Source organism: Rhodococcus sp. HNM0569 (assembly GCF_012726205.1).
GTDB lineage: Bacteria > Actinomycetota > Actinomycetes > Mycobacteriales > Mycobacteriaceae > Rhodococcus_F.
Genome location: NZ_JAASAE010000021.1, coordinates 16,788 through 38,824, shown reverse-complemented (window position 1 = coordinate 38,824; position 22,037 = coordinate 16,788). Strand labels below are relative to the sequence as shown.

Here is a 22,037-nt window from a genome sequence, read left to right as displayed (position 1 = left end):
GGACGCCGTCGCCGAGGGCCTGCGACGGCGTCGCACCGTCGTCTGGATCCCACGGATCCTGCAGCCCGTGTTCTTCGTCGCGCGGCTCGTGCCGCGGGCGCTCTGGCGGCGGATGCCGCGGTGACCGCACCGCAGCGGCATCCACGGCAGTCGCGCCCGGTCGTGGTGGTCGGCATCGGCGCCGACGGCTGGGACGGGCTGGCGCGCGCATCGCAGGAGGCTCTCGGGCGCGCCGACGTGGTGATCGGCTCCCGGCGGCAACTCGCGTTGCTTCCCGGGCTCGACGCCGAACAGCTCGTCTGGCCGTCCCCGATGCTGCCGGCGCTCCCCGGCCTGTTCGACACGCACGGCCGTCGCGAAGTGTGCGTGCTGGCGAGCGGGGACCCGATGTTCCACGGCATCGGCACCACGCTCGTGCGCGTGCTCGGCCGAGACCGCGTCCGCGTGCTGCCGCATCCGTCGTCGGCGTCACTCGCGTGCGCGCGGATGGGGTGGCCGCTCGACCGCGTCACCGTCCGCAGCCTCGTGCACCGGTCTGTCACGACGCTGGTTCCCGATCTGACCGACGGTGCGCAGTTGCTCGTGCTCAGTCAGGACGCGGGCACCGTCGCCGAGGTCGTCGCGCTGCTCGACGGGCACGGGTTCGGTCCGTCGGAGGTGTCGGTGCTGTCCCAGCTGGGTGGGCCCGCCGAGGCGCGCCAGGACGGCCGCGCGCAGTCGTGGGCGCATCCCGACCCCGACCCGCTCAACGTCGTCGCGGTGCGCTGCCATGCCGGGCCCGACGTGCTGCGCGCGACGCGGACCCCCGGACTCGCCGACGAGTCCTACACCGGCGACGGACAGATGACCAAGAGCGAGGTGCGGGCGCTGACGTTGTCGGCGCTCGCGCCCGCGCCGGGCGAACTGCTGTGGGACGTCGGCGGCGGGTCGGGCACGATCGCGATCGAGTGGATGCGTGCCGACCCCCGTTGCCGCGCCGTCACCTTCGAGCGAGACCCGCTGCGGCAGGCGCAGATCGGCGTCAACGCCGCGCATCTGGGTGTGCCCGCGCTCACCGTCGCGGGTACCGCGCCCGGCGCGTTCACGGACCACCCGACGCCCGACGCGGTGTTCGTGGGCGGTGGGCTCACCCAACCCGGCCTGCTGGACGCGTGCTGGGGGGCGCTGCCGGTGGGCGGCAGGCTCGTCGTGAACGCGGTCACCGCGGAGTCGGAGGCAGTCGCGCTCGCGTGGTTCGCTCGGCACGGCGGGGCACTGCGCCGATTTCAGGTCCATCGCGGCGAACCGCTGGGCGGCTTCACCACGTGGCGGCCGCAGCTTCCGGTCACCCAGTGGTCGGTGCGCAAGGCAGCAGGAAGCAAGACAGGAGCACAGTCGTGACCGTTCACTTCATCGGCGCGGGCCCCGGGGCCGCGGACCTCGTCACGGTCCGCGCGCAACGCCTCATCGCACAGAGCCCGGTGTGCCTGTACGCAGGAAGCCTCGTTCCCGCCGAGCTGATCGAGTCGTGTCCCGAGCATGCGGAAGTGACGAACACCGCGCGACTGAGCCTGGACCGGATCGTCGACCTGCTCGTCGACGCCGACCGTCGGGGGCTCGACGTCGCGCGTGTGCACTCGGGCGACCCGTCGATCTACAGCGCGGTCGCCGAGCAGGCTCGTCGCCTCGACGCGGCCGGTGTGGACTACGACATCGTGCCGGGCGTGCCTGCCTTCGCGGCGGCCGCGGCGGCACTGCGCCGTGAACTCACCGTCCCCGGGGTCTCGCAGACGGTGGTCCTCACGCGGGTGTCGACGCTCTCGACGTCGATGCCGCCGGGGGAGGACCTGCATTCGCTCGCCGCGAGTCGCGCGACGATGGTCGTGCACCTCGGCGCCCACCGCATCGAGCAGATCGTCGACGAGCTCGCCGACGCGTACGGCTGGGACTGTCCTGCAGCGGTCGTCGCGTACGCGTCGTGGCCCGGCGAGACGATCCTGCGCGGCACACTCGAGACGATCGCACGACAGGTTCGCGACACAGGTATCACCAAGACCGCCGTGGTGGTGGTCGGGCGGGCACTCGCCGCCGAGGGCTTTCCCGACAGCTACCTGTACTCGGCGGCCCGTGAACGCACGAGTCACTGACCGGAAGGTGAACGCACCGGTGTTCCGCGTGTTGCTTCTCGGTGGCACCGGCGAGGCACGCGCGCTTGCCGCCGCGCTCGTCGGGGAGCCGGGTATCACGGTGACGTCTTCGCTCGCGGGTCGTGTGCGTGCCCCGTCGCTTCCCGACGGCGACGTCCGAGTCGGTGGATTCGGGGGAGTGGAGGGGCTGTCGGCGTGGCTCCGCGACCACGAGGTCGACGCGCTCGTCGATGCGACACACCCGTTCGCGGCACGGATCACCGCGCACGCGCACGACGCCGCGACGCGCACCGGCACTGCCGCACTCGTGCTGCGCAGGCCCGGTTGGACGGAGGTGCCGGGGGACGTGTGGCGTCGCGTGCCCGACACGGCCGCTGCCGTCGCGGCGGTGGCAGCCGATCCGAACCGGCGCGTGTTCCTCACCATCGGTCGGCAGGAGGTCGCCGCATTCGCCGGTGTCGCGAACCCGATGCTCATCCGAGCGATCGACCCGCCCGACGGTCCGCTGCCCGCGCATTCCGAGACGACGCTCGCACGCGGGCCGTTCACGGTGGACGAGGAGATCGAGACGATGCGAACGTGGCGCGCAGACGTCGTGGTGACCAAGGACAGCGGGGGGCCGCAGACCGAGGCGAAGCTCGTCGCCGCGCGCAGGTCGGGGATTCCGGTGATCGTGATCGATCGTCCGCCGCTGCCGTCCGGGGCGGTGGTGGCGTCGAGCGTGGAGGCCGCCTTCTCGTGGGTTCGTGCGCAGCGACACGGCTCCAGTTGTTCAGAGGTCTGACAACTGTAGGATCGGCGCAAGGCAACAGGTCGACGGGAGACGCGCATGGAAGCGCTGGCACGCACATCGCTGTCGCAGCAAGCGGCGGCGTCGCTCACGGCAGCGATCACCGAGGGGCGATGGCCCGTCGGCACGAAGATCCCGGGCGAGATCAGCCTCACCCGCGAACTCGGTGTCAGTCGCTCCACCGTGCGCGAGGCGATTCGGCAGCTGTCTGCTCGAGGGATGCTCGACGCACGGCACGGCGTCGGCGTCTTCGTCACGGCAACGACTCCCCGCGACGATTGGGAGCGGCTCGCCGAGATCGCCGAAGTGGCCGATCTCGTGCAGGTCCGCATCGCGATCGAGACGCGTGCGGCGGCACTCGCCGCCGACGCCCACGACGCGGCGGACGCCGACGCGATCCGCGCAGCGCTCGGCCGCCGCACCGACGCGCTGGACGAGCCCGCCCGCGTTCTCGCCGCAGCGGATGTCGCACTGCATCGCGCGATCGTCGCGGCCGCCCACAACGCCCCGCTGCTCGCGCTGTTCGACAGTGTCGACGCGCGGCTCGTGCCTGCGATGACCGAGCTGCTGCAGCTCGTGACCACGCCGCCCACGGATGCCGCCGACCACGACGACCTGGTCGCGGCCGTGCTTGCGCGCGACCCCGCTCGTGCCGAAGCGCTCGCTCGCGAACACCTGCTCGGTCTCGCCGCCGCACTGGCTCGGGTGGCCTCGCACAGTGCCGGCCGGGACGGAGCCGAGTCGTGACCGCGCCGGTGCTGTCGGTGTGTGGAGTGAGCGTGGTGCGGCAGGGACGTGCGCTCGTCGATCGCGTCGACTTCACCGTGCGGGCAGGCGAACAGTGGGCGGTACTCGGACCGAACGGGGCGGGCAAGTCCACGCTGCTCGGGCTGTGCGGCGCGCGCAGCCATCCGACGACGGGCACCGTGGATGTGCTCGGTCACCGTCTCGGACGCGTCGACATGCGCTCGCTGCGCACACGTATCGGCCACGTCGACCCGCGCACGCGCATCGACCCGTGGCTCGCGGTCCGTGACGTCGTCCTCACCGGGCTCGTCGCGGGTGCCGGCCTGCCGAAGAGGTGGTCTCCCGGAGACGACGAGGCGCGCGAGGCCGATCGGCTCGTCGCGACTCTCGGACTACACGAACGTGCTACGGCCGCATGGGAAGTGTTGTCGCAAGGGGAGCGGGGCCGGACGCTGATCGCACGCGCACTCGTCACCGACCCGGCGCTGCTGTTGCTCGACGAACCGACGACGGGCCTCGACCTCGCAGCGCGCGAGATACTTCTCGGCGTCCTCGGCGAGCTGCGGACCATTCGGCCCGAACTCGCGTCGCTCCAGGTGACCCACCATCTCGAGGAGCTACCCGCGTTCACCGACCACGCTCTCGTCCTGGCGCGCGGCATGGTGGTCGCCGCGGGGCCGGTGGACGATGTCCTCACGTCGGAGGTCGTGTCGGAAGCCTTCGAGTACCCGATCGCCGTCGCCCGGCACGCGAACGGGCGCTGGAGTGCCGCGGGAGCAGCCGCCGCACTCGCGTGAACAGCTGCGCATCCGGCATGGCGCGGTTCGTTCGCCCGTCTCACCCCACGACGGTCCGGTACGCGAGACCATGGGGTGACGACGCGACGCTCGGAATGCTGCAGTCGGTCCGGGAAGGAGGCTCCCGTGGCGAGATATCTGCTGAGTGTGTGGCAGCCGGACGGGCCGGTGCCCGGGCCGGACGAGCTCGACCGCATCACCGACGACCTCGAACGACTCAACCGTGAGATGCACGCCGCCGGGGTGTTCGTGCTGAGTGGTGGACTCGAGCCACCCGAGGCGGCGGACGTCGTCCTCGCGCAGGAGCACGGCTATGCCGTGCAGAAAGGCCCGTTCACGAGGAGCGATGTGCACGTCGGCGGGTTCACGGTCGTCGATGCCGTGAGTCGCGCGGCCGCCGTCGAGTGGGCCGAGCGGCTCGCTGGTGTCACCGGTCTCGCGATCGAAGTGCGGGCGTTCGCGCCCTGAACGAGGGGCCCGCGACGGCCAACAAGGACGAACGTCGAACAGGCCACAAGGAGGTGGACGTGATGTCCGACCCGATTCGAGCAACACGACCGGGCGAGCCGGGGGAGCCGACGCCGGAACCCGATCCGGTGCCCACACCGCCGGACCCGTTTCCGACCGAGCCGGAACCGGCCCCGGATCCCGAGGAGCCGCCCAACCCGTTCCCCACCGAGCCGGATCCGTTCCATCCCGAACACCCGGGTCCGCCGCAGGTGAGCTGACTTTCCGACGGTCGCCGTCGGTGCAGGGGAGGGGAGCGCCGGACCGCAGGCCGACGACCTCGGTGGGGGAGAGATGCGGATCGGGTCACGATCGTTCGGCCTCGGGTCGTGGGTCGGACGGACGGGCTGGCTCGACCCGAGATCGCACCGAACGTCCACGCGAATGCCATCACCGTCACCGATATGAATCCGGCCCGGACGGAAGGCCATGAAAACCCGAATCCGACACCCTGCGGAACGGAACCCATCACCTACGACAGCCTCGAAGCACCCGAGACTCGGGCGCATGGCTACTGCGTGCCGTAGCGGCGGGACGTGAAAACGCGTGTCCCGTCGTGCGGGGAGACGTGCGTGGTGGACGCGCCGACGATGAGCAGTGTTCGCATGTCGACCGCCGCGGGGTCGAGTTCGTCCAGACGCACGACCGCGACCGATTCGGTGGGGCCGCCGACGTCTCGGCCGACGATCACCGGGGTCTCGGGCGCACGGTGTGCGAGCACGAGCTCCTTGAGTCTCTCCACCTGCCAGGTACGCGATTTCGACGCGGGGTTGTAGACCGCGAACGCCATATCGGCCGCGACGACGGCGCTCACACGGCGCTCCACGACTTCCCAGGGCTTGAGGCGATCGGACAGCGAGAGCACCGCGTAGTCGTGGCCGAGCGGGGCCCCGACACGGGACGCGACGGCATTCGCCGCGGTGACACCGGGTAGGACGCGTACCGGAACGCCGCGCCACTGCTCGTCCTCGGCGACTTCGAGTACCGCCGCGGCCATCGCGAACACACCCGGGTCGCCCGACGAGACGACGGCGACTCGGGCACCGTTCTTCGCGAGATCGAGTGCCATCGCAGCACGTTCGGCCTCGACGCGATTGTCGCTCGCGTGCCTGCGCTGACCGTGCCGTGCAGGCACGCGGTCGAGATAGGTCGTGTAGCCCACCAGGTCGGTGGCGTCGGCGAGTGCGAGCTGCACCTCGGGCGTCGTCCATGCGGAGTCGCCCGGTCCGAGGCCGATCACCACCACCTCGCCGGGCCCGGGTGCCTCGTCGTGCGCCGGGTGCGCGTTGACCGGGCTGGGTACGACGGCGATCGCGAAGTACGGCACGTCACCGTCGGCGACGTCGGCGGCGGCCGAGATCCGCTGCCGCTCTGTGCTCGCACGTTCGACGTACCGGGCTTCGGCGAGTCGCTCGCTGCCGCGGAGTGCTTGCCGCACCGCAGGATACGTGCGGCCGAGTTTGAGGACGGCGGCCGCGTCGGTGTCGCGGAGCCGTCGTTCGAGTTCGGGTTCGGGCAGCGTGCCGGGCAGCACCGTGAGTACCTCGTCGCCCTCGACGAGGGGAGTGCCCAATGCGGCGGACGCGGCGCTGATCGACGTGATTCCGGGAACGACCTCGGCGTCGAATCGGTGTGCGAGCCGCTTGTGCATGTGCATGTACGAGCTGTAGAAGAGCGGGTCACCCGCGGCGAGCAGGGCGACGTCGCGTCCGGCGGCGAGGTGCACCGCGAGCCGCTCGGCCGCCGCCTCGTAGAACTCTTCCATCGCGCCGTGGTACCCGCCCGGGTGGTCGATCGTTTCGGTGGTCACGGGGTACACGAGGTGTTCCTCGATCTGCCCCTCGCGCAGGTACGGCGCCGCGACACCGCGCGAGATGCTGTTGCCGTGTCGCGCGCTGTGGAAGGCGACGACGTCGGCGGCGCCGATCACGCGAGCCGCCTTGACGGTCACCAGATCCGGGTCGCCGGGGCCGATGCCGACACCCCACAGTTTCCCGGTTCGCGCTGTGCTCATTCGGCGACGCTCGCGATCGCGTTGAGCGCGGACGCGGCGATCGCACTGCCGCCACGACGTCCGCGCACCACGAGGTACTCGAGTCCGCCGTGGTCGATCAGTGCGTCCTTCGACTCGACGGCACCCACGAAGCCGACCGGTCCGCCGACGACCGCTGCCGGCTTCGGTGCCCCGCGGTCGATCATGTCGAGCAGGTGGAACAGCGCCGTGGGGGCGTTGCCGATCGCGACGACCGCGCCGCCGAGTCGATCTCCCCACAGCTCGAGTGCGGCCGCGGACCGCGTGTTGCCCAGGCGGGCAGCGAGTTCCGGAACGCGACGGTCGCGCAGAGTGCACACGACGTCGTTGTCCTTCGGCAAGCGGGCACGTGTGACACCGGAGGCCACCATGTTCGCGTCGCACAGGATCGGTGCGCCCGCGGCGAGCGCCTCGTGGGCGGCGGCGACGACACCGGGCGTGAACGCGATGTCGTCCGCGAGATCGACCTGTCCGCTCGCGTGGATCATGCGGACGACCGCACGCGAGACGTCCTCGGGGAACCGGTCGAGGTCTGCTTCCGCACGGATGGTCGCGAACGAGCGGCGGTAGATCTCCGCGCCGTCCCGGATGTAGTCGATCATGCGCTCACGATATGCGGACGGTCATCGTGCGGTGTCGAGGCGGTATCCGTTCGGCGTCGCGACGACATCGGCGGCGGCTGCGGCCGGACGGCCGCACTTGCGTTCGCATCCGGCCCAGTGCTGACGGCCGGCGACGGGCAGGGTGCCGCTCTCGAGTGCGGTGCGCGCGTCGGCCCGGACGTCGGCATGAGACTTGCTGCATGCGGGGGAGCCCGCGCACGCGGTGACGTCGAGGACGGGTGAGTTCTCGTCGAACACGAGGCCCATCGGTGCGAGGACCCGCACGACCTGTTCGGCGGTCCATTCGTCGAGGTCGGTGACGAGCAGGGAACGCCACGGCGTGACGACCAGGGGGGTGCCGACGGCGGCGAGGAACTCGGCCGTGCGCGCCGGCAGAACACCGAACTGCACGCCACCGCCGAGACAGACCCGGCCGTCGGTGTCGTGGTCGAACCAGCCGATCGGCGGGCGAGCGGAGGGGGGCGGCACGATCAGCGACTCGTCGCCCGGGTGGTAGGGCAGCCGCGCGCTGATCGCGGTGGCGGGTGAGTCGAGTTCGCTCGCGCGCCACTGTCCGTCGCGCAGGTCGAGGAAGGCGTGCGCCGCGTGCACGAGCGCGTCGACCGCGCTGGTGATTCCGACGCGGATACCGGTGTCGGCTCCGGCGACGAGCAGCGCGAACCGGGCGGCGTCGACGGCGTGGAGGCCGAAGTCGCCTGCCAGGCCGGAGACGTCGCCGCGGCCGTCGTCGAGCGTGAACAGGATGCGGCCGGGCAGGTCGGCGAGCCGAGAGTGGGCCTGCAGCGCGGCGTCGAGAGCATGGGTGAGCGGGCGTAGGTCGGCGAGTCCGCCGACCCGACCGGTCAGCGGCGACGCAACGACATTGCGGATGCGTTCGTGGGTGGTCGACGGCAGCAGCCCCGCGCCGGCGAGGCGTCGCGCGAGTTCGTCGGTGTCGTCGACGGCGCGGAGTTGGATGTTGCCGCGTGAGGTGAGTTCGAGTTCGCCGTTGCCGAGTGCGGTGGCCGCGTCGGCGAGCACCTGCATCTGGGCGGCGGTGAGACGGCCGCCGGGCAGCCGGACCCGCGCGAGTGCGCCGTCGGCCGCGCTGTGCGGCGACCGGACGCCGGGGCATGCGTCGGGTTCGGAACGCTGGTGGGGCATGTCCCCAGGGTACGGCTGCTGTCGGTGGCGGCCGGCGGCCCCGGTAGCATCGGCGGCACTTGCGGCAGCAGCAGAGGAAACCGGTGGAAAACCGGTGCGGTCGCGCCACTGTGAGCCCGGTGATGCCGGGCGAGCCAGACCCTCCGCTGCCGTTCACTCCGACGGGGCGCGAAACCCCAGGAAGGCACGGCCCGTGTTCCTGCTGCTCTCCACGTCCGACACCGACCTGCTCAGTGCCCGCGCGAGCGGCGCCCCCTATCGGTGGGCCAACCCGGCGCGGTTGCTGGTCCACGAGGATCTGCCCGGTCTGCTCGACGGTGTCGAACTCGCGATCGTCCGCATTCTCGGCGGTCGTCGGGCGTGGGAGGACGGCATCGACGCGGTCGTCGCGAGTGGGGTCCCGGTGGTGGTGTTGGGCGGCGAGCACGCGCCCGACGCCGAGCTCATGGAGTGTTCGACAGTGCCTGCGGGTGTCGCGGCCGAGGCGCACAACTATCTGGCGGAGGGTGGCGCGCGCAATCTCGCGCAGCTGCACCGGTTCCTGAGCGACACCGTGCTGCTCACCGGCCACGGTTTCGCCCCGCCCGAACACCTGCCGAACTGGGGGATCGCGGATTTCGCGCCCGCAGTGGATCCGGCGCTGCCGACCGTCGCGGTGCTGTACTACCGTGCGCAACATCTCGCAGACAACACGCGGTACGTGGAGGCCCTGTGCGACGCCGTGTCGGCGCACGGCGCGAACCCGGTGCCGATCTACTGTGCGTCTTTGCGCACCGCGGAGCCGGCGTTGCTCGACACCCTGCGCGGTGCAGACGCGCTGGTGGTGACGGTGCTGGCGGCGGGCGGTACCAAGCCTGCCGCGGCGTCGGCCGGGGGCGACGACGAGGCGTGGGATGTCGCGGAGCTGGCGGCGCTGGATGTTCCGATCCTGCAGGGCCTGTGCCTGACTAGTAGCCGTGCCCAGTGGGAGTCGAACGACGACGGGCTCTCGCCGCTCGACGTCGCGACGCAGGTCGCGGTGCCCGAGTTCGACGGGCGGATCATCACGGTGCCGTTCTCGTTCAAGGAGATCGACGCCGACGGGCTCTCGACCTATGTGCCGGACGCCGAGCGTGCGTCGCGGGTCGCGGGGATCGCGGTGCGGCACGCGCGGTTGCGACGGATCCCGGCCGGTGACCGGCGGATCGCGGTGATGCTGTCGGCGTATCCGACCAAGCATGCGCGCATCGGTAATGCGGTCGGCCTCGACACCCCGGCGAGCGCCGTGGCGCTGCTGGCGGCGATGCGTGACGCGGGCTACGACCTGGGGCCGCTGGACGGTCCCGACGCGGTGCCGGGGCTCGCGGCGCGCGACGGCGACGCGTTGATCCACGCGCTGATCGCGGCGGGCGGCCAGGATCCGGACTGGCTCAGCGACGAGCAGTTGGAGTCGAATCCGGTGCGCATCGGCGCGGACGTGTACCGAGAGTGGTTCGCGACCTTGCCCGCCGAGTTCCGTCGCGCCGTCGAAGAGCATTGGGGTCCGGCGCCGGGCGATCTGTATGTCGATCGTTCGAAGGATTCGAACGGCGAGATCGTCGTCGCAGCATTGCGTTTCGGCAATCTGGTGCTGATGGTGCAGCCGCCGCGCGGGTTCGGTGAGAATCCGGTGGCGATCTACCACGACCCCGACCTGCCGCCGAGCCACCACTATCTCGCGGCGTACCGATGGATCGCGGCGCCCGCCGACGACGGGGGCTTCGCCGCGGACGCGCTGGTGCATCTCGGCAAGCACGGCAACCTCGAGTGGTTGCCGGGCAAGACGCTGGGGATGTCCGCGTCGTGCGGCACGGACGCCGCGCTCGGCGACCTGCCGCTCGTCTACCCGTTCCTGGTCAACGATCCGGGCGAGGGGACGCAGGCGAAGCGCCGCGCGCATGCGACGCTCGTCGACCACCTGATCCCGCCGATGGCGCGCGCCGAGACCTACGGCGACATCTCGCGGCTCGAGCAGCTCCTCGACGAGCACTCCAACATCTCGGCGCTCGACCCGGCGAAGCTGCCCGCGATCCGCCAGCAGATCTGGACGCTGATGCGCGCCGCGAAGATGGACCACGACCTCGGGCTCACCGAGCGCCCCGACGAGGACGTCTTCGACGACATGCTCCTGCACGTCGACGGATGGCTGTGCGAGATCAAGGACGTCCAGATCCGCGACGGGCTGCACGTGCTCGGCCAGGCCCCCTCCGGCGACGCGGAGGTCGATCTGGTGCTCGCGATGCTGCGGGCGCGTCAGATGTGGGGCGGCGAACGCACGGTGCCGGGTTTGCGCGAGGCCCTCGGCCTCGACGAGTCGGGTGACGAGTCCCGCACGCGGGTCGACGATGTCGAGGACCGCGCACGCGGTCTCGTACAGGCGATGGCGGACGCCCGGTGGGACCCGTCGGCCGCCACTCGGGTGTCGGACGACGAGACCGTCGCGGAGATTCTGCGGTTCGCGGCTACCGAGGTGGTGCCGCGGTTGCGGCAGACCGACCAGGAGATCGCGCGGGTGCTGCACGCGCTCGACGGAGGTTTCGTTCCGGCCGGGCCCAGCGGATCGCCGCTGCGTGGCCTGATCAACGTCCTGCCGACCGGCCGCAATTTCTATTCGGTCGACCCGAAGGCGGTGCCGTCGCGGCTCGCGTGGGAGACGGGGCAGGCGATGGCCGAGTCCTTGCTCGCGCGGTATCGCGACGACCACGGCGCGTGGCCGACCTCGGTGGGCTTGTCGGTATGGGGAACCTCGGCGATGCGCACGTCGGGAGACGACATCGCCGAGGTGTTCGCGCTGCTCGGGGTGCGTCCGGTCTGGGACGAGGCGAGCAGGCGCGTCGTCGATCTCGAGGTCGTTCCGCTCGCCGAACTCGGGCGTCCGCGCATCGACGTCACGGTGCGTATCAGCGGGTTCTTCCGTGACGCGTTCCCACACGTGCTCGCCCTCCTGGACGACGCAGTGCAGTTGGTTGCGGGACTCGACGAGTCGCCGGACGAGAACTTCGTGCTGCGGCACACTCGGGATGCGCTCGCCGAGCACGGCGACGAGCGTCGCGCGAGCACCCGCATCTTCGGCTCGAAGCCCGGCACCTACGGTGCGGGCCTGCTGCAGCTGATCGATTCGAAGTCGTGGCGCGGCGACCAGGATCTGGCCGAGGTGTACACGGCGTGGGGCGGTTTCGCGTACGGTCGCGGGCTCGACGGGGTGCCCGCCGCGGACGACATGCGGGCCGCGTACCGTCGCATCGCCGTCGCGGCGAAGAACACCGACACGCGCGAGCACGACATCGCCGACTCGGACGACTACTTCCAGTACCACGGCGGCATGGTCGCGACCGTGCGGGCGCTGACCGGCAAGGATCCGGAGGCGTACATCGGGGACAGCACGCGGCCCGACAGCGTGCGCACCCGCACCCTGTCGGAGGAGACGACCCGGGTGTTCCGGGCGCGCGTCGTCAACCCGCGGTGGCTGGACGCGATGCGCAGGCACGGTTACAAGGGCGCCTTCGAGATGGCGGCCACGGTCGACTACCTGTTCGGCTACGACGCGACCACCGATGTGGTCGCCGACTGGATGTACGAGAAACTCACCGAGAGTTACGTCCTCGACAAACAGAACCGCAAGTTCATGGAGCAGTCGAATCCGTGGGCGCTGCACGGCATCGCCGAGCGGCTGCTCGAGGCGGTCGAACGGGACATGTGGGAGAAGCCGGACCCGGAGGTCCTCGACCGGTTGCGGCAGGTCTATCTCGACACCGAGGGTGAGCTCGAGGGGGACTGACGGGACCGGCGAACGCTCGTCGTCGCGGCCGGTGCGTCTCTAGACTGCGTGACATGGCGATCCTGCATCGAGCCGAGCTGCGTCCCGGCAAGCTGGAACTGATCGCGGCGTGGCTGCCGAGCCAGTCGTGGTATTCGGGGCCGCCCGCGCCGGATCTCGTCGCCGTGGGCTCGTTCCGGTTCGACGACCCGGACGGTCGTGTCGGTGTCGAAACGCATCTCGTGCAGGCCGGGGACGGGCCGGTGTACCAGGTGCCGCTCACCTATCGCGGGGCGCCGCTCGCCGACGCGGAGCCGTTCCTGGTGGGCGAGATGGAGCATTCGGTGCTCGGTCATCGCTGGGTGTACGACGCATGCGCGGACCCGGTGTACGCCGCGACTCTTGCCGAGACGATCCTCACCGGCGGCCGGCAGGCCGACGAGATCTATACGGGCGACGACAACGCCGAACCGCAGCCGGCGTCCGTGGAGGTGACGGGCAGCGGCGAACCGGGCACGATGGTCCCGCCCGTCGGATTCGTGGCGACCTCGGACACCGACACCCGTACCGTCGTCGACACGGGTGCCGTGCTGCTCGAGGTGCTCCGCATCCCGGAGTCCGCCGACAGCGACGACGTCTTCACGCTGACCGGCATGTGGAGCGGCCAGTCCGATCCGGCGCTGCTGGCGATCGCACGCCACCTCCGTGAGTGAAACCGGCGTGCCTGGACTCGCAGAGTGCTCACGAGGACGGCGAACGGTGAGCGTCGGGCCGCCCTCACTTCTGCGCGAAACCCGATGCCGCAGCATCGGATCCCGACCCGAGAGCGTGCTCTCGACGTCGTCGCGGAAGGTGGGGCGGCCTTGACGCTCACCGCCGTGGTGTCGACTCTAACGGCTGGGTGCGACGAACTCGGGTGGCACTAGCTCGTGGGCGCGCTGCCCGTGAACGGCGCGGCCGGCAGGCACGGAACCTCGCGCGGGTGTTCGGGATCGAGCGCGTTGAGCACGAAGAACGCGGCGCGTTGCGAGCCGGCGAGTCCGGCGTGCTCGGTGTGGTCGGCTTCGCAGCCGTCCTGCACGACGACATTGTGGACGTTCGCGCCCCCAGCCAGTTGCCCTGAGGTGTAGGGGACGACCATCTCGTCGTAGCGGGTGGAGATGTTGGTGTAGGTGATCTGCGGCAGGTACGGCGAGCCTCCCGAGGCGACCTGTCGGCCGAAGTCGGACAGCGGATCGAACTGTGCACACGCCTGGCACATCGGATACGACTCGGGCGCGATCCCGAGTTGCCGGCCGAGGGCGTGCAGTTGGGTGGCTCCGGCCGCGGTGGTGCCCTGCCAGAGCGGGGCCAGGGAGACGTAGTTGTCGATCTTGTCGGCGCCGCCGAGGAATTTCGCGTAGTACGTCGGCATGAGGGTGCCCTGTGAGTGGCCGACGAGGTCGACCTGATCGGATCCGGTCGCGGCGAGTACCCCGTCGACGAAGTCGGCCAGTTGCTGCGCGCTGCGTTCCATCGTCGTCATGCCGCCGATCGCGCTGACCGGCCACGGTAGCCCGGGGTGTGCGCCGTAGGTGAGGGCGAAGACGCAGAAGCCCTGGTTCTTCAGGAACGGCACGTAGGTGCCCCAGTTGGTCTGCTGTGCACCACCGGTGCCGTGCACGAGGACGACAGGGCGGGGGTGCTCGGCGGTCGGTGTGCACGAGAAGTCGTTCGAGCCGGGTAGTGAACCGCCTGGATTCGTGAGCTCGGGCCCGATGCCGGAGAAGAAGTTGAACGGCTCCGGAAGCGGGGCGGGTGCGGCGGAGGCGCCGGGTGCGAGCCCGATCAGCGCGCTCGCCGCGAGTGCTGCCGCCGTCCACAGTCCGTGTGCCCATCCGCGCCGGGTGCGGCCAGGTGTTGCCATCGCTGCCTCCGCGTCGAGGTTCGTGATTCCCGGGGTCGGGATCCGGGGCGAAGATAGCACCGTGCGTGGATTCCGTTGGCGTATAGGAGTATTCGGATTCGGTACAGATACTGCGTCCCGAGATCCGTCGCTCGAAGGAAGCGTGGGACCCACGATGTTATGACGTTATAATAACATGAGATATGGTGGTCGCCATGACCCTCTATGCGCAGGTCGAAGCCGCCCTCGCGGACATGATCGGCACCCACTACGAGGTGGGCGACCGGCTGCCGAGCGAGAGCGAGCTGACCCGGCAGTTCGACGTCAGTCGGATCACGGTGCGCCGCGCGATCGCAAACCTGGCGGCCCGCGGACTCGTCGACGTCCGGCACGGCACCGGCACCTTCGTCGCGCCGCCCGCCGTCACGCAGCCGCTCACCGCGCTCACCGGATTCGTCGAGGACATGCACGCCCTCGGGCTCGACGCGACGGCCGAGGTGGTCGACGTCCGCGCCGTTTCGGCCCCGCGTGACGTCGCCGCCGCGCTCTCCGTCGCTGCCGGTTCGGAGGTGTTCTTCATCGAGCGCGTGCGGCGCGCGGCGGGACGGGCGCTGTCCTTCGACCAGACCTACCTCGTGGCCGATCTGGGTCGTCGTGTCGCGCAGGACGACCTGGCACAGACGCCGATCTTCACACTGCTCGAAGACAAGTACGGCGTGCCGCTGGTGGACGCGACCTACCGGATGCGGGCCACACTCGCCGACGAGACCGTCGCGGCGGCACTCGACACGACGGTGGGTGACGCCGTGTTCCGCATCGAACGCACCACCTCCACGACGAACGGCAGGCCCGTCGACCACGAGATCCTGCACTATCGCGGCGACGCGGTCACCTTCGAGACGACGCTGCATCGGCCCGGTATGCCCGCCGAGCGGAGGCGGCCGTGACGGCCGCGATGCTCGCGACCGTCACGATCGGTTCGTTCGCCGCGGCGGGGCTGGGTGCTTCGCTGGGAATGGCAGGCGGCATCTTCGTGGTCCCGCTGCTCACCGTCGTGGCCGGCCTACCGTTCGCGGGCGCGGTCGCGGTGAGTCTCGTGTCGGTTGTGGCGTGCTCGTGCGCGGGCAGTCCGGCACTCGTCGGCGCGCGACTGGTCAACATCCGACTCGCCATCGTGCTCGGAATCGCGGCCGCGCTGGGGGCTCTCACAGGATTGCTCGCCGTCGACGCGGTGCCCGAGCGCGCACTCTACGGGCTGTTCGCGGTGGTGCTCGCGGTGTCGGCGGCCCAGATGCTCCGCGCGCGAGGACCGCGAGACGATTCGGTTGCGGCGCGCGGGAAATGGGCCACCCGGCTCCGGCTGCATTCGAGCGTTCCCGACGGGACAGCCGGTGAGACGCCCTACACGGTTGCCCGGCCGGGTGCCGGGTTGGCGGCAATGTTCGGCGCGGGAGTGCTGTCGACGCTGCTCGGCATAGGCAGCGGCGTGCTCAAGATTCCGGCGATGGACATGGCTCTGCGCCTGCCGCTCAAGGTGTCGTCGGCGACGGCCACACTCATGATCGGCGTCACGACGGCAGGTGCGGCGGCCGCGGTACTCGTGCACGGGGCGGTCGACCTGGCATTCGCCGCGCCCGTCGTCCTCGGTTCCGTCGGAGGCTCCGTGCTGGGTGCGCGACTGCTCGTGCGTGCGAATCCGTCGCACCTGCGTGTGTTGTTCTTCGGCGTCCTCGTCGCGGTGGCGGTGCCGATGACGTTCGCCGCGTTCGGAAGTGGGCTCCGATGACGGCGCCGGTCGACGCGCAGAAGGCGCTGCACACGACGCTCGCGCGCGTCCTGCGGTGGGGCACCGTGCTCGCGGCGACGGTCACCGCGGCAGGTGCACTCGTCTGGTACGCGTCGCCGGGCACCGTGGCAGCGGCGATCCTCACCGGCGGGCTCCTACTGTTCCCCGCCGTGCCCGTCGCCGGGATCGCGGTGGCCGGGCTGCATTTCGCCCGTATCCGCGACCGCCTGTATCTCGTGTTGACCGCAGTGCTGCTCGTGGTGGTCGTTGCCAACGTGCTCGCCGGGTCCGCACACTAGGTTTCCGAGAACAGCACCCCTCTCGGGAACCCAACACACTGTGACGGCTTGCCAGTCCGTGTCCGGGGTCAGGAGCCGACGACGACCTCTGCCTCGTCGCGGGCGCTCGTGTGCAGATGCCGGTAGATTTCGGCGAGCGCGTCGGGGGAGCGGTGCGGAACACCTTCCGGTGCGGTGGCACCGATCATCAGGTTCACCGCCACGGTCGCGGCCTGGATCCCTTCGTGCGCGAGAGTGTTGTGCAGGTTGTGCACCCAATTGCGCAGTGCCGCCTGGGCGGTGTTGGTCGAAGCCATCATCGGGTACGGCTGCAGGGCACCGCCACCGATCGTGAACAGCAGCGTACCGGTGCCGACTCGGCGCATCGCGGGGAGGACGGCCTGCGCCGCGGCCACAGCGCCGAACAGAATCGGGTCGATCTGATCGCGCAGAAGCTCGACCGTCAGCTCCTGCGGCGAGACGGTGACCAGACCCGCATACGGCGAGTACTCGAGGACCTCGATGGGACCCAGCTGCTCCGCAGCAGCAACGAGAGCCGAGGTCACCTGTTCGGCGTCCGCGGCATCGGCGGTGCGATCACAACTTCAAGCATGAAGTCACATACCGAGAGTACTTCATGCTTGAAGTGAATCGCTCGGACCCGGGTGCCACGCGGCCTAGGCTCTCGGTGTGACCGAGTCCGACAAGCAGGCACCGCCACTCGACGTCGACGAGCAGCAGACCTGGTACGCCCTTGCCCACCTGATGGCGCGTCTACCCGCCGCGCTGGATCGCCAGATGCAACGGGACGGGGGGATCAGTCAGTTCGACTACATGACGATGTCCGCCTTGTCGGAGATGCGGGGTCGACGGCTGCGGCTGAGCGAACTGGCACGCCTGACCGGTTCGGCACTGTCCCGCCTGTCGAACGCCATGACGCGACTGGAACGCCGTGGGTGGGTGGTGCGACAGGTCGATCCAGGCGACGGGCGGTACACCCTGGCCGTGCTCACCGACGCCGGCATGGCGAAGGTCGACGCTCTCGCGCCGTCACATGTCGCCGAGGTGCGGCGCGTCGTGCTCGACCCGTTGACCGCGCAACAACAACGGGTCGTCCGCGAGGCCGCCCGGCGGATCATTGCCGCTGCCGACGAAGCCGGAGACGAGCGGTCCGGTCGCTGACCGAGACGTGTGATGCCCTAGGGGTCGGTTCGGTCTTCGCGCGGCTGTTTCAGGGGATAGCTGAGTAATTGCGCTGCGCATGATGAAACCCGGGTGATTCTCGAATACGAACAACACCGTGCGAAGCTCCCGAACGGACTGGAATGGCACAGAAGATCTCCGGATATGCACCGAAACCGGGCATGTTCGGCGGAGATGGCAATCCAAAAGCAGTGGCGATTCATCCTGCGTTCTTTGAGGGAGCCGAGACGCGGTCGGTGGTTGTCGAGCATGCTAGCGGGATTCCCAATCATGCGGGGAACACGTGAGATTCAGACATCCATGTGTGACAGCGTTCGGAAATACCCGTCACTGCAAAGAGATACGTCGTCCGCATCCGAAGATGCCGTGTGCCACAATCGAAGTACGCGTTCGATGTCTCGCTGAGCACGATGTCAAGTCGGGCCCGTGGTCAGGTGCTTCCGCGCAGAGGAGTCTCGGATGCGCGTGCTGAGCGGTCGTGAAAACATACCCGGGTATGTTGCCCGTTCGACTCGATGGCAAGAATATGAACCGATTCACACGAATGGGAAGAGAGTTACTGGAAAGTGTGGTTGCACGACAATTGCTATTCAGAATGTGGAGTCGTCGTGAGGTACCGGGGTCGGCCGCGGGCGTGTGCCTGGGCGGCGAGCCGGTGTCGGCGGGGACTACTACGATGGCGCAATGACTTTCGGTGATATCGCGCGCGCGAAGTACGTCCTGCTCACGACGTTCCGGAAGGACGGCACGCCGGTGCCGACGCCGCTGTGGGTCGCCCCCGACGGCGACGCCGCGGTCGTGTGGACGGTCACCGACTCGTGGAAGGTCAAGCGCATCAGGCGCAATCCGCAGGTCACCGTGGCTCGATGCGACGCGCGGGGCCGCGCGAAGGGTGAGCCGGTCGCGGCGCGCGCCGAGATTCTCGACGAGCCGGGCAGCGAACAAGTGCGCCGCCTGATCGTCGACAAGTACGGCATCTTCGGCTGGCTCACCGTCAAGGGCAGCGTGCTCCGGCGCGGCAGGACCGGCACTGTCGGCATTCGGATCGCCGAGGCGCCCACGGCATGAGGGCAGCGACCTCGCATCGCGTCACCAGCGGTTTTTCGACCGGACACAAACCACCGATTCTGTCCCGGTCCACCGTGCGTCCACCGTCCGTCCGACGGCCCAGCTCACCGTCGGACAAAAACCGTGGACAAAACATGATGGGACACAAGTCGATTCGCGGCGGGTTTTGTCCGGTGATGCGATTCTGCGGCACTTTCGTGCCCCTCCCGGACTGGCGGGCCGGGGGCGGACCCTCGGAGGGCTGTGCATGACGCTGGAAAAACAGCCCGAAACGGACATCGCGCGGCCGACGGGGGGAGCGAAGCTCGGCTACTGCCGCGTGTCGACGGGGCTGCAGAACACCGATCTGCAACTCGACGCACTCACCGCCGCCGGCTGCTGGCGGGTGTTCACCGATCATGCGTCGGGCGCGAAGGAGGACCGTCCGGAACTGCAGAAGCTGTTCGCCTACCTACGGCCGGGCGACACCCTCGTCGTGTGGCGGCTCGACCGGCTCGGTCGCTCACTGCTGCACCTGATCAAACTCGTCAACGAACTCGAATCGCGCGGTGTGCAACTCGAATCGGTCAACGATCGCATCGAGACCTCCACTCCGGGTGGCAAGCTGATCTTCCACATCTTCGCGGCCATCGCCGAATTCGAACGCAACCTGATCCGCGAACGCACCGCGGCCGGACTCACCGCGGCGCGCGAACGCGGCCGCATCGGTGGCCGGCCCCGAGCGGTGGATGCGGCGAAAGGCAACTACATCCGATACCTGTACGGGCAGGGGATGACGAAGAAACGGATAGCCGAGGAGATCGGCGTGTCGACGAAGACGATCACCCGGTACTTCAACACGTTGGAGGAGAACGACTTCGACCCGCTCGACGACGCGGACGATCCGGCAGTCCTGCTGCCGCCGCGTTGACACGCGTTGTCTACGCTCTGGCGTCGCCTGCGCTGCCTGGTTCGGACGGCGGCTCACCGCGGCGGCTCCCGTCTTCTGCCGCCCGTTCGCGCTCGTCGTCTTCCCTGCGTCGGCGGAGGTTGCGCGACCAATGCACCAGTGCGATCGCAATGATCACGATTCCGGCGAGCGCGACGAGGTTCGCGGGCCAGTCGATGACGTGCAGCGACACCTCGTCGCGGCTGCCGTCGAGCATCACCGCGCGGCAGGTCGCGCCCACGATCGGGGACGGGGTGCGAACGCCCTCGGTCACCACCGGGACCAAGTTGGAGCCGATCTCCTCGGGCAACGGCAGTTCGACGTTCTGACACAGGCTCTGCGGCGACCGCACCAGGAACGCCCCGCCGTACACGGTCGCGCCCAGTGCGACGCCGAGGCCGTCGACGATCACCGGCATGGTGTCAACGTATCGCGCACAGAGCCCCGCAACCGGGCGGTTGCTAGAATCGCGTGCGACATGCTCATCGAGGTCGACAGAATCGGGCCGCGCCCGCATTAGCTCCGTTTCCTCCTCGGATCGGACCGTCGGACGCGGCTGCCGGACACCCGCAGAACCCACCCTGGGCGGTGGGTAGACGACTCGTGCCCAGTTGCCGCCCACCCGACGCCGATTCGACCTCGACCGTGCCGTCCGGCTGCACACACGCCGGTACCGGCGCGGGAAAGCGCAGGCATCCATGTCTCACCCCAAGTACACCGCCCACCCTGACTCCACCGCGATCACCTTCGCCGATGCGGGTTTCCACTGGCCCGACGGGTCCACCGTCCTCGCGCACGTGTCCACCACGTTCGAGAAGGGGCGCATCGGCGTCGTCGGAGACAACGGCGCAGGCAAGTCGACGTTGCTCCGGCTGATCGCGGGACTGCTCACCCCCACATCCGGGCACATCGCCACGACCGGCGACGTCGGCTACCTCCCGCAGACGTTGACACTGCGCGCCGGCGACACCGTCGCCGACCTGCTCGGTGTCGCCGAGGTCCTGGCGGCGCTGCGCGCGATCGAGGCCGGCTCGGTCGACGAGGCGCACTTCGAGGCGGTCGGCGACGACTGGGACATCGAGGCACGGGCGCACGAGGCGCTCACGCGGATCGGTGTCGACGCCGGCCTCGACCGCCGCGTCGCCGAACTGTCCGGCGGCGAGGCGATGCTGGTCGCGATCAGCAGTCTGCGGTTGCGCGGCACCTCGATCACGCTGCTCGACGAGCCCACGAACAACCTCGACCGACCCACCCGCGCGGCGCTCGCCGACCTCGTCGACCAGTGGCCCGGCACGCTGGTCGTCGTCAGTCACGACACCGAGCTGCTCGAGCACATGGATCAGACCGCGGAGCTGCACGCCGGCACGCTCACCGTGTTCGGCGGACCGTACAGCGCGTGGCGTGCGTATCTCGGTGAGGAGCAGGCCGCGGCTGCGCAGGCTGCGCGCGCTGCCGAACAGGCATTGAAGGTCGAGAAACGCCAGCGCATCGAGGCGGAGACCAAGCTCGCGCGCCGCGAACGTACCGGCGACAAGAGCCGGCAGAACCGTCGCGGGTCCCGCATCTCGATGGGGCTGCGCGCGCAGGCCGCGCAGGTGTCGGCGGGTGCGCTGCGCAGCGGCGCCGACGCGAAGGTGCAGGCCGCGCAGTCGGCTCTCGACGACGCCGAGGCGCGCGTGCGCGGCGACGAGCACATCCGGCTCACCCTGCCGGATCCGGACGTGCCGCGCGGGCGCACGCTCGCGGACTTGGTCGGCACCGATCGCACGTTCACGGTGCAGGGGCCTGAGCGGGTCGCGATCGTCGGGCCGAACGGGGTGGGGAAGTCGTCGCTGCTCGAGAGCCTGCTCGCCGGTGCACCGGCACAGCCGGGCCGCGCGCACGGGGTGCTACGCACCGATCGGGTCGGCTATCTGCCGCAACGGCTCGACGGGCTCGACGACGACGCCGACGCCGTCGACAACATCCGGTCGGCGGCACCGGCGGCCGCGCCAGGGGAGATCCGGGGTCGGCTCGCCCAGCTGCTGTTGCGGGGCGACAGCGTGCACCGGCCGGTGCGCACCCTTTCGGGTGGTGAGAGGTTCCGGGTCTCGCTCGCGCGGCTGCTGTTCGCCGAGCCGCCCGCACAGTTGCTCGTGCTGGACGAGCCGACGAACAACCTCGACCTGCGCAGCGTCGACCAGCTCGTCGACGCGCTCGCGGGCTATCGCGGGGCGCTGCTGGTCGTCAGCCACGATCACGCGTTCCTCGCGCGGCTCGGCATCGACACGGTGCTCGCACTCGACGCGGACGGCAGGCTTTCCGTCACCGACCTGTGAGCCGTTCGGGCACCCGGGCGTCCGCGGCGCG

At 70.0% G+C, this 22,037-nt stretch carries 21 protein-coding genes, 2 pseudogenes and 1 riboswitch; of the genes and pseudogenes, 17 read left to right on the top strand and 6 right to left on the bottom strand.

From position 1 onward, the window contains the following. The 8 genes and pseudogenes from HCA44_RS21140 to HCA44_RS19455 all read left to right on the top strand — a co-directional run. Positions 1-124: pseudogene (locus HCA44_RS21140) on the top strand (oxidoreductase); the annotation flags it as partial. Next, on the top strand, positions 121-1,380 hold the full coding sequence (gene cbiE / locus HCA44_RS19485; protein WP_346764808.1) for a precorrin-6y C5,15-methyltransferase (decarboxylating) subunit CbiE: 1,260 nt from the start codon (positions 121-123) through the stop codon (positions 1,378-1,380). The pseudogene HCA44_RS21140 and the gene cbiE, both read left to right, overlap by 4 nt. After that, positions 1,377-2,126, top strand: a complete 750-nt coding sequence (cobM, locus tag HCA44_RS19480; RefSeq protein ID WP_169650984.1) for a precorrin-4 C(11)-methyltransferase — start codon at positions 1,377-1,379, stop codon at positions 2,124-2,126. The genes cbiE and cobM overlap by 4 nt, the downstream gene beginning before the upstream one ends. Positions 2,127-2,145: 19 nt before the next feature. Then, positions 2,146-2,910 (top strand): cobalt-precorrin-6A reductase, encoded by a 765-nt coding sequence (locus HCA44_RS19475; RefSeq protein WP_169650990.1) that lies wholly within the window; start codon positions 2,146-2,148, stop codon positions 2,908-2,910. 45 nt (positions 2,911-2,955) lie between these two features. Then, positions 2,956-3,663, top strand: coding sequence for an FCD domain-containing protein (locus HCA44_RS19470; protein ID WP_169650983.1), 708 nt, complete (start codon positions 2,956-2,958; stop codon positions 3,661-3,663). After that, positions 3,660-4,460 carry an ATP-binding cassette domain-containing protein gene (locus HCA44_RS19465; protein WP_169650982.1) on the top strand — a complete coding sequence of 267 codons (801 nt, stop codon included), beginning with the start codon at positions 3,660-3,662 and terminating at the stop codon, positions 4,458-4,460. Before HCA44_RS19470 ends, HCA44_RS19465 begins: the two co-directional genes overlap by 4 nt. Before the next feature lie 126 nt (positions 4,461-4,586). Continuing rightward, entirely contained in the window at positions 4,587-4,928 is a 342-nt protein-coding gene (locus HCA44_RS19460; RefSeq protein ID WP_169650981.1) for a YciI family protein, read from the top strand. A 62-nt stretch (positions 4,929-4,990) separates the two neighbouring features. After that, positions 4,991-5,188, top strand: coding sequence for a hypothetical protein (locus HCA44_RS19455; protein ID WP_169650980.1), 198 nt, complete (start codon positions 4,991-4,993; stop codon positions 5,186-5,188). A 290-nt stretch (positions 5,189-5,478) separates the two neighbouring features. Here the strand turns inward: HCA44_RS19455 and cobJ are convergent, their stop codons facing one another. Genes cobJ through cobG form a run of 3 tightly spaced genes read right to left on the bottom strand, consistent with a single transcriptional unit; the run spans position 5,479 to position 8,765 of the window. Then, positions 5,479-6,981 (bottom strand): precorrin-3B C(17)-methyltransferase, encoded by a 1,503-nt coding sequence (gene cobJ, locus HCA44_RS19450; protein ID WP_169650979.1) that lies wholly within the window; start codon positions 6,979-6,981, stop codon positions 5,479-5,481. Beyond that, the gene (locus HCA44_RS19445) at positions 6,978-7,601 is read right to left on the bottom strand and encodes a precorrin-8X methylmutase (protein ID WP_169650978.1); all 624 of its coding nucleotides are present in this window, start codon (positions 7,599-7,601) and stop codon (positions 6,978-6,980) included. Before HCA44_RS19445 ends, cobJ begins: the two co-directional genes overlap by 4 nt. Positions 7,602-7,622: 21 nt before the next feature. Continuing rightward, the gene (cobG, locus tag HCA44_RS19440) at positions 7,623-8,765 is read right to left on the bottom strand and encodes a precorrin-3B synthase (protein WP_169650977.1); all 1,143 of its coding nucleotides are present in this window, start codon (positions 8,763-8,765) and stop codon (positions 7,623-7,625) included. Between the two features lie 36 nt (positions 8,766-8,801). Beyond that, a riboswitch (cobalamin riboswitch) is annotated at positions 8,802-8,928 on the top strand. Positions 8,929-8,958: 30 nt separating this feature from the next. Here cobG and cobN point away from each other — a divergent pair. After that, entirely contained in the window at positions 8,959-12,561 is a 3,603-nt protein-coding gene (gene cobN / locus HCA44_RS19435) for a cobaltochelatase subunit CobN (RefSeq protein ID WP_169650976.1), read from the top strand. Positions 12,562-12,614: 53 nt separating this feature from the next. After that, positions 12,615-13,253, top strand: a complete 639-nt coding sequence (locus tag HCA44_RS19430) for a hypothetical protein (protein ID WP_169650975.1) — start codon at positions 12,615-12,617, stop codon at positions 13,251-13,253. Positions 13,254-13,462: 209 nt separating this feature from the next. Here the strand turns inward: HCA44_RS19430 and HCA44_RS19425 are convergent, their stop codons facing one another. Further along, a complete protein-coding gene (locus tag HCA44_RS19425; RefSeq protein ID WP_169650974.1) occupies positions 13,463-14,446 on the bottom strand; it encodes an alpha/beta fold hydrolase in 984 nt (327 codons plus the stop codon). Positions 14,447-14,640: 194 nt separating this feature from the next. On the opposite strand from HCA44_RS19425, the gene HCA44_RS19420 reads away from it, so the two are divergent. The 3 genes from HCA44_RS19420 to HCA44_RS19410 are packed head-to-tail and all read left to right on the top strand — an operon-like array spanning position 14,641 to position 16,510. Then, positions 14,641-15,372 (top strand): GntR family transcriptional regulator, encoded by a 732-nt coding sequence (locus HCA44_RS19420; protein ID WP_240945665.1) that lies wholly within the window; start codon positions 14,641-14,643, stop codon positions 15,370-15,372. Continuing rightward, positions 15,369-16,211: a sulfite exporter TauE/SafE family protein gene (locus tag HCA44_RS19415; RefSeq protein ID WP_346764807.1), complete on the top strand. Its 843-nt coding sequence runs from the start codon at positions 15,369-15,371 to the stop codon at positions 16,209-16,211. Before HCA44_RS19420 ends, HCA44_RS19415 begins: the two co-directional genes overlap by 4 nt. Beyond that, positions 16,208-16,510: a hypothetical protein gene (locus HCA44_RS19410; protein WP_169650972.1), complete on the top strand. Its 303-nt coding sequence runs from the start codon at positions 16,208-16,210 to the stop codon at positions 16,508-16,510. The genes HCA44_RS19415 and HCA44_RS19410 overlap by 4 nt, the downstream gene beginning before the upstream one ends. A gap of 68 nt (positions 16,511-16,578) precedes the next feature. Here the strand turns inward: HCA44_RS19410 and HCA44_RS19405 are convergent. Then, positions 16,579-17,070: pseudogene (locus tag HCA44_RS19405) on the bottom strand (SDR family NAD(P)-dependent oxidoreductase); the annotation flags it as partial. Positions 17,071-17,179: 109 nt separating this feature from the next. Here HCA44_RS19405 and HCA44_RS19400 point away from each other — a divergent pair. The 3 genes from HCA44_RS19400 to HCA44_RS19390 all read left to right on the top strand — a co-directional run bounded on the left by HCA44_RS19400 (position 17,180) and on the right by HCA44_RS19390 (position 19,670). Next, positions 17,180-17,671, top strand: a complete 492-nt coding sequence (locus tag HCA44_RS19400; protein WP_346764806.1) for a MarR family transcriptional regulator — start codon at positions 17,180-17,182, stop codon at positions 17,669-17,671. 705 nt (positions 17,672-18,376) lie between these two features. Further along, positions 18,377-18,760, top strand: coding sequence for a PPOX class F420-dependent oxidoreductase (locus HCA44_RS19395; protein WP_169650970.1), 384 nt, complete (start codon positions 18,377-18,379; stop codon positions 18,758-18,760). Positions 18,761-19,007: 247 nt separating this feature from the next. Continuing rightward, on the top strand, positions 19,008-19,670 hold the full coding sequence (locus HCA44_RS19390; protein ID WP_169650969.1) for a recombinase family protein: 663 nt from the start codon (positions 19,008-19,010) through the stop codon (positions 19,668-19,670). Between the two features lie 10 nt (positions 19,671-19,680). Here HCA44_RS19390 and HCA44_RS19385 read toward each other — a convergent pair whose 3' ends face one another. Next, the gene (locus HCA44_RS19385; RefSeq protein ID WP_169650968.1) at positions 19,681-20,106 is read right to left on the bottom strand and encodes a hypothetical protein; all 426 of its coding nucleotides are present in this window, start codon (positions 20,104-20,106) and stop codon (positions 19,681-19,683) included. 280 nt (positions 20,107-20,386) lie between these two features. On the opposite strand from HCA44_RS19385, the gene HCA44_RS19380 reads away from it, so the two are divergent. Beyond that, complete coding sequence (locus HCA44_RS19380; RefSeq protein ID WP_169650967.1) at positions 20,387-22,006, top strand: ABC-F family ATP-binding cassette domain-containing protein; 1,620 nt, start codon at positions 20,387-20,389, stop codon at positions 22,004-22,006. Positions 22,007-22,037 lie beyond the last annotated feature (31 nt).

What these genes read in the sequence shown, in the direction of transcription:
- HCA44_RS19470 (WP_169650983.1), top strand. Translation starts at nt 2,956, where the DNA reads ATGGAAGCGCTGGCACGCACATCGCTGTCGCAGCAAGCGGCGGCGTCG.
- HCA44_RS19455 (WP_169650980.1), top strand. Translation starts at nt 4,991, where the DNA reads ATGTCCGACCCGATTCGAGCAACACGACCGGGCGAGCCGGGGGAGCCG.
- cobJ (WP_169650979.1), bottom strand. Translation starts at nt 6,981, where the DNA reads ATGAGCACAGCGCGAACCGGGAAACTGTGGGGTGTCGGCATCGGCCCC.
- HCA44_RS19445 (WP_169650978.1), bottom strand. Translation starts at nt 7,601, where the DNA reads ATGATCGACTACATCCGGGACGGCGCGGAGATCTACCGCCGCTCGTTC.
- cobG (WP_169650977.1), bottom strand. Translation starts at nt 8,765, where the DNA reads ATGCCCCACCAGCGTTCCGAACCCGACGCATGCCCCGGCGTCCGGTCG.
- HCA44_RS19430 (WP_169650975.1), top strand. Translation starts at nt 12,615, where the DNA reads ATGGCGATCCTGCATCGAGCCGAGCTGCGTCCCGGCAAGCTGGAACTG.
- HCA44_RS19425 (WP_169650974.1), bottom strand. Translation starts at nt 14,446, where the DNA reads ATGGCAACACCTGGCCGCACCCGGCGCGGATGGGCACACGGACTGTGG.
- HCA44_RS19420 (WP_240945665.1), top strand. Translation starts at nt 14,641, where the DNA reads ATGACCCTCTATGCGCAGGTCGAAGCCGCCCTCGCGGACATGATCGGC.
- HCA44_RS19410 (WP_169650972.1), top strand. Translation starts at nt 16,208, where the DNA reads ATGACGGCGCCGGTCGACGCGCAGAAGGCGCTGCACACGACGCTCGCG.
- HCA44_RS19395 (WP_169650970.1), top strand. Translation starts at nt 18,377, where the DNA reads ATGACTTTCGGTGATATCGCGCGCGCGAAGTACGTCCTGCTCACGACG.
- HCA44_RS19390 (WP_169650969.1), top strand. Translation starts at nt 19,008, where the DNA reads ATGACGCTGGAAAAACAGCCCGAAACGGACATCGCGCGGCCGACGGGG.
- HCA44_RS19385 (WP_169650968.1), bottom strand. Translation starts at nt 20,106, where the DNA reads ATGCCGGTGATCGTCGACGGCCTCGGCGTCGCACTGGGCGCGACCGTG.
- HCA44_RS19380 (WP_169650967.1), top strand. Translation starts at nt 20,387, where the DNA reads ATGTCTCACCCCAAGTACACCGCCCACCCTGACTCCACCGCGATCACC.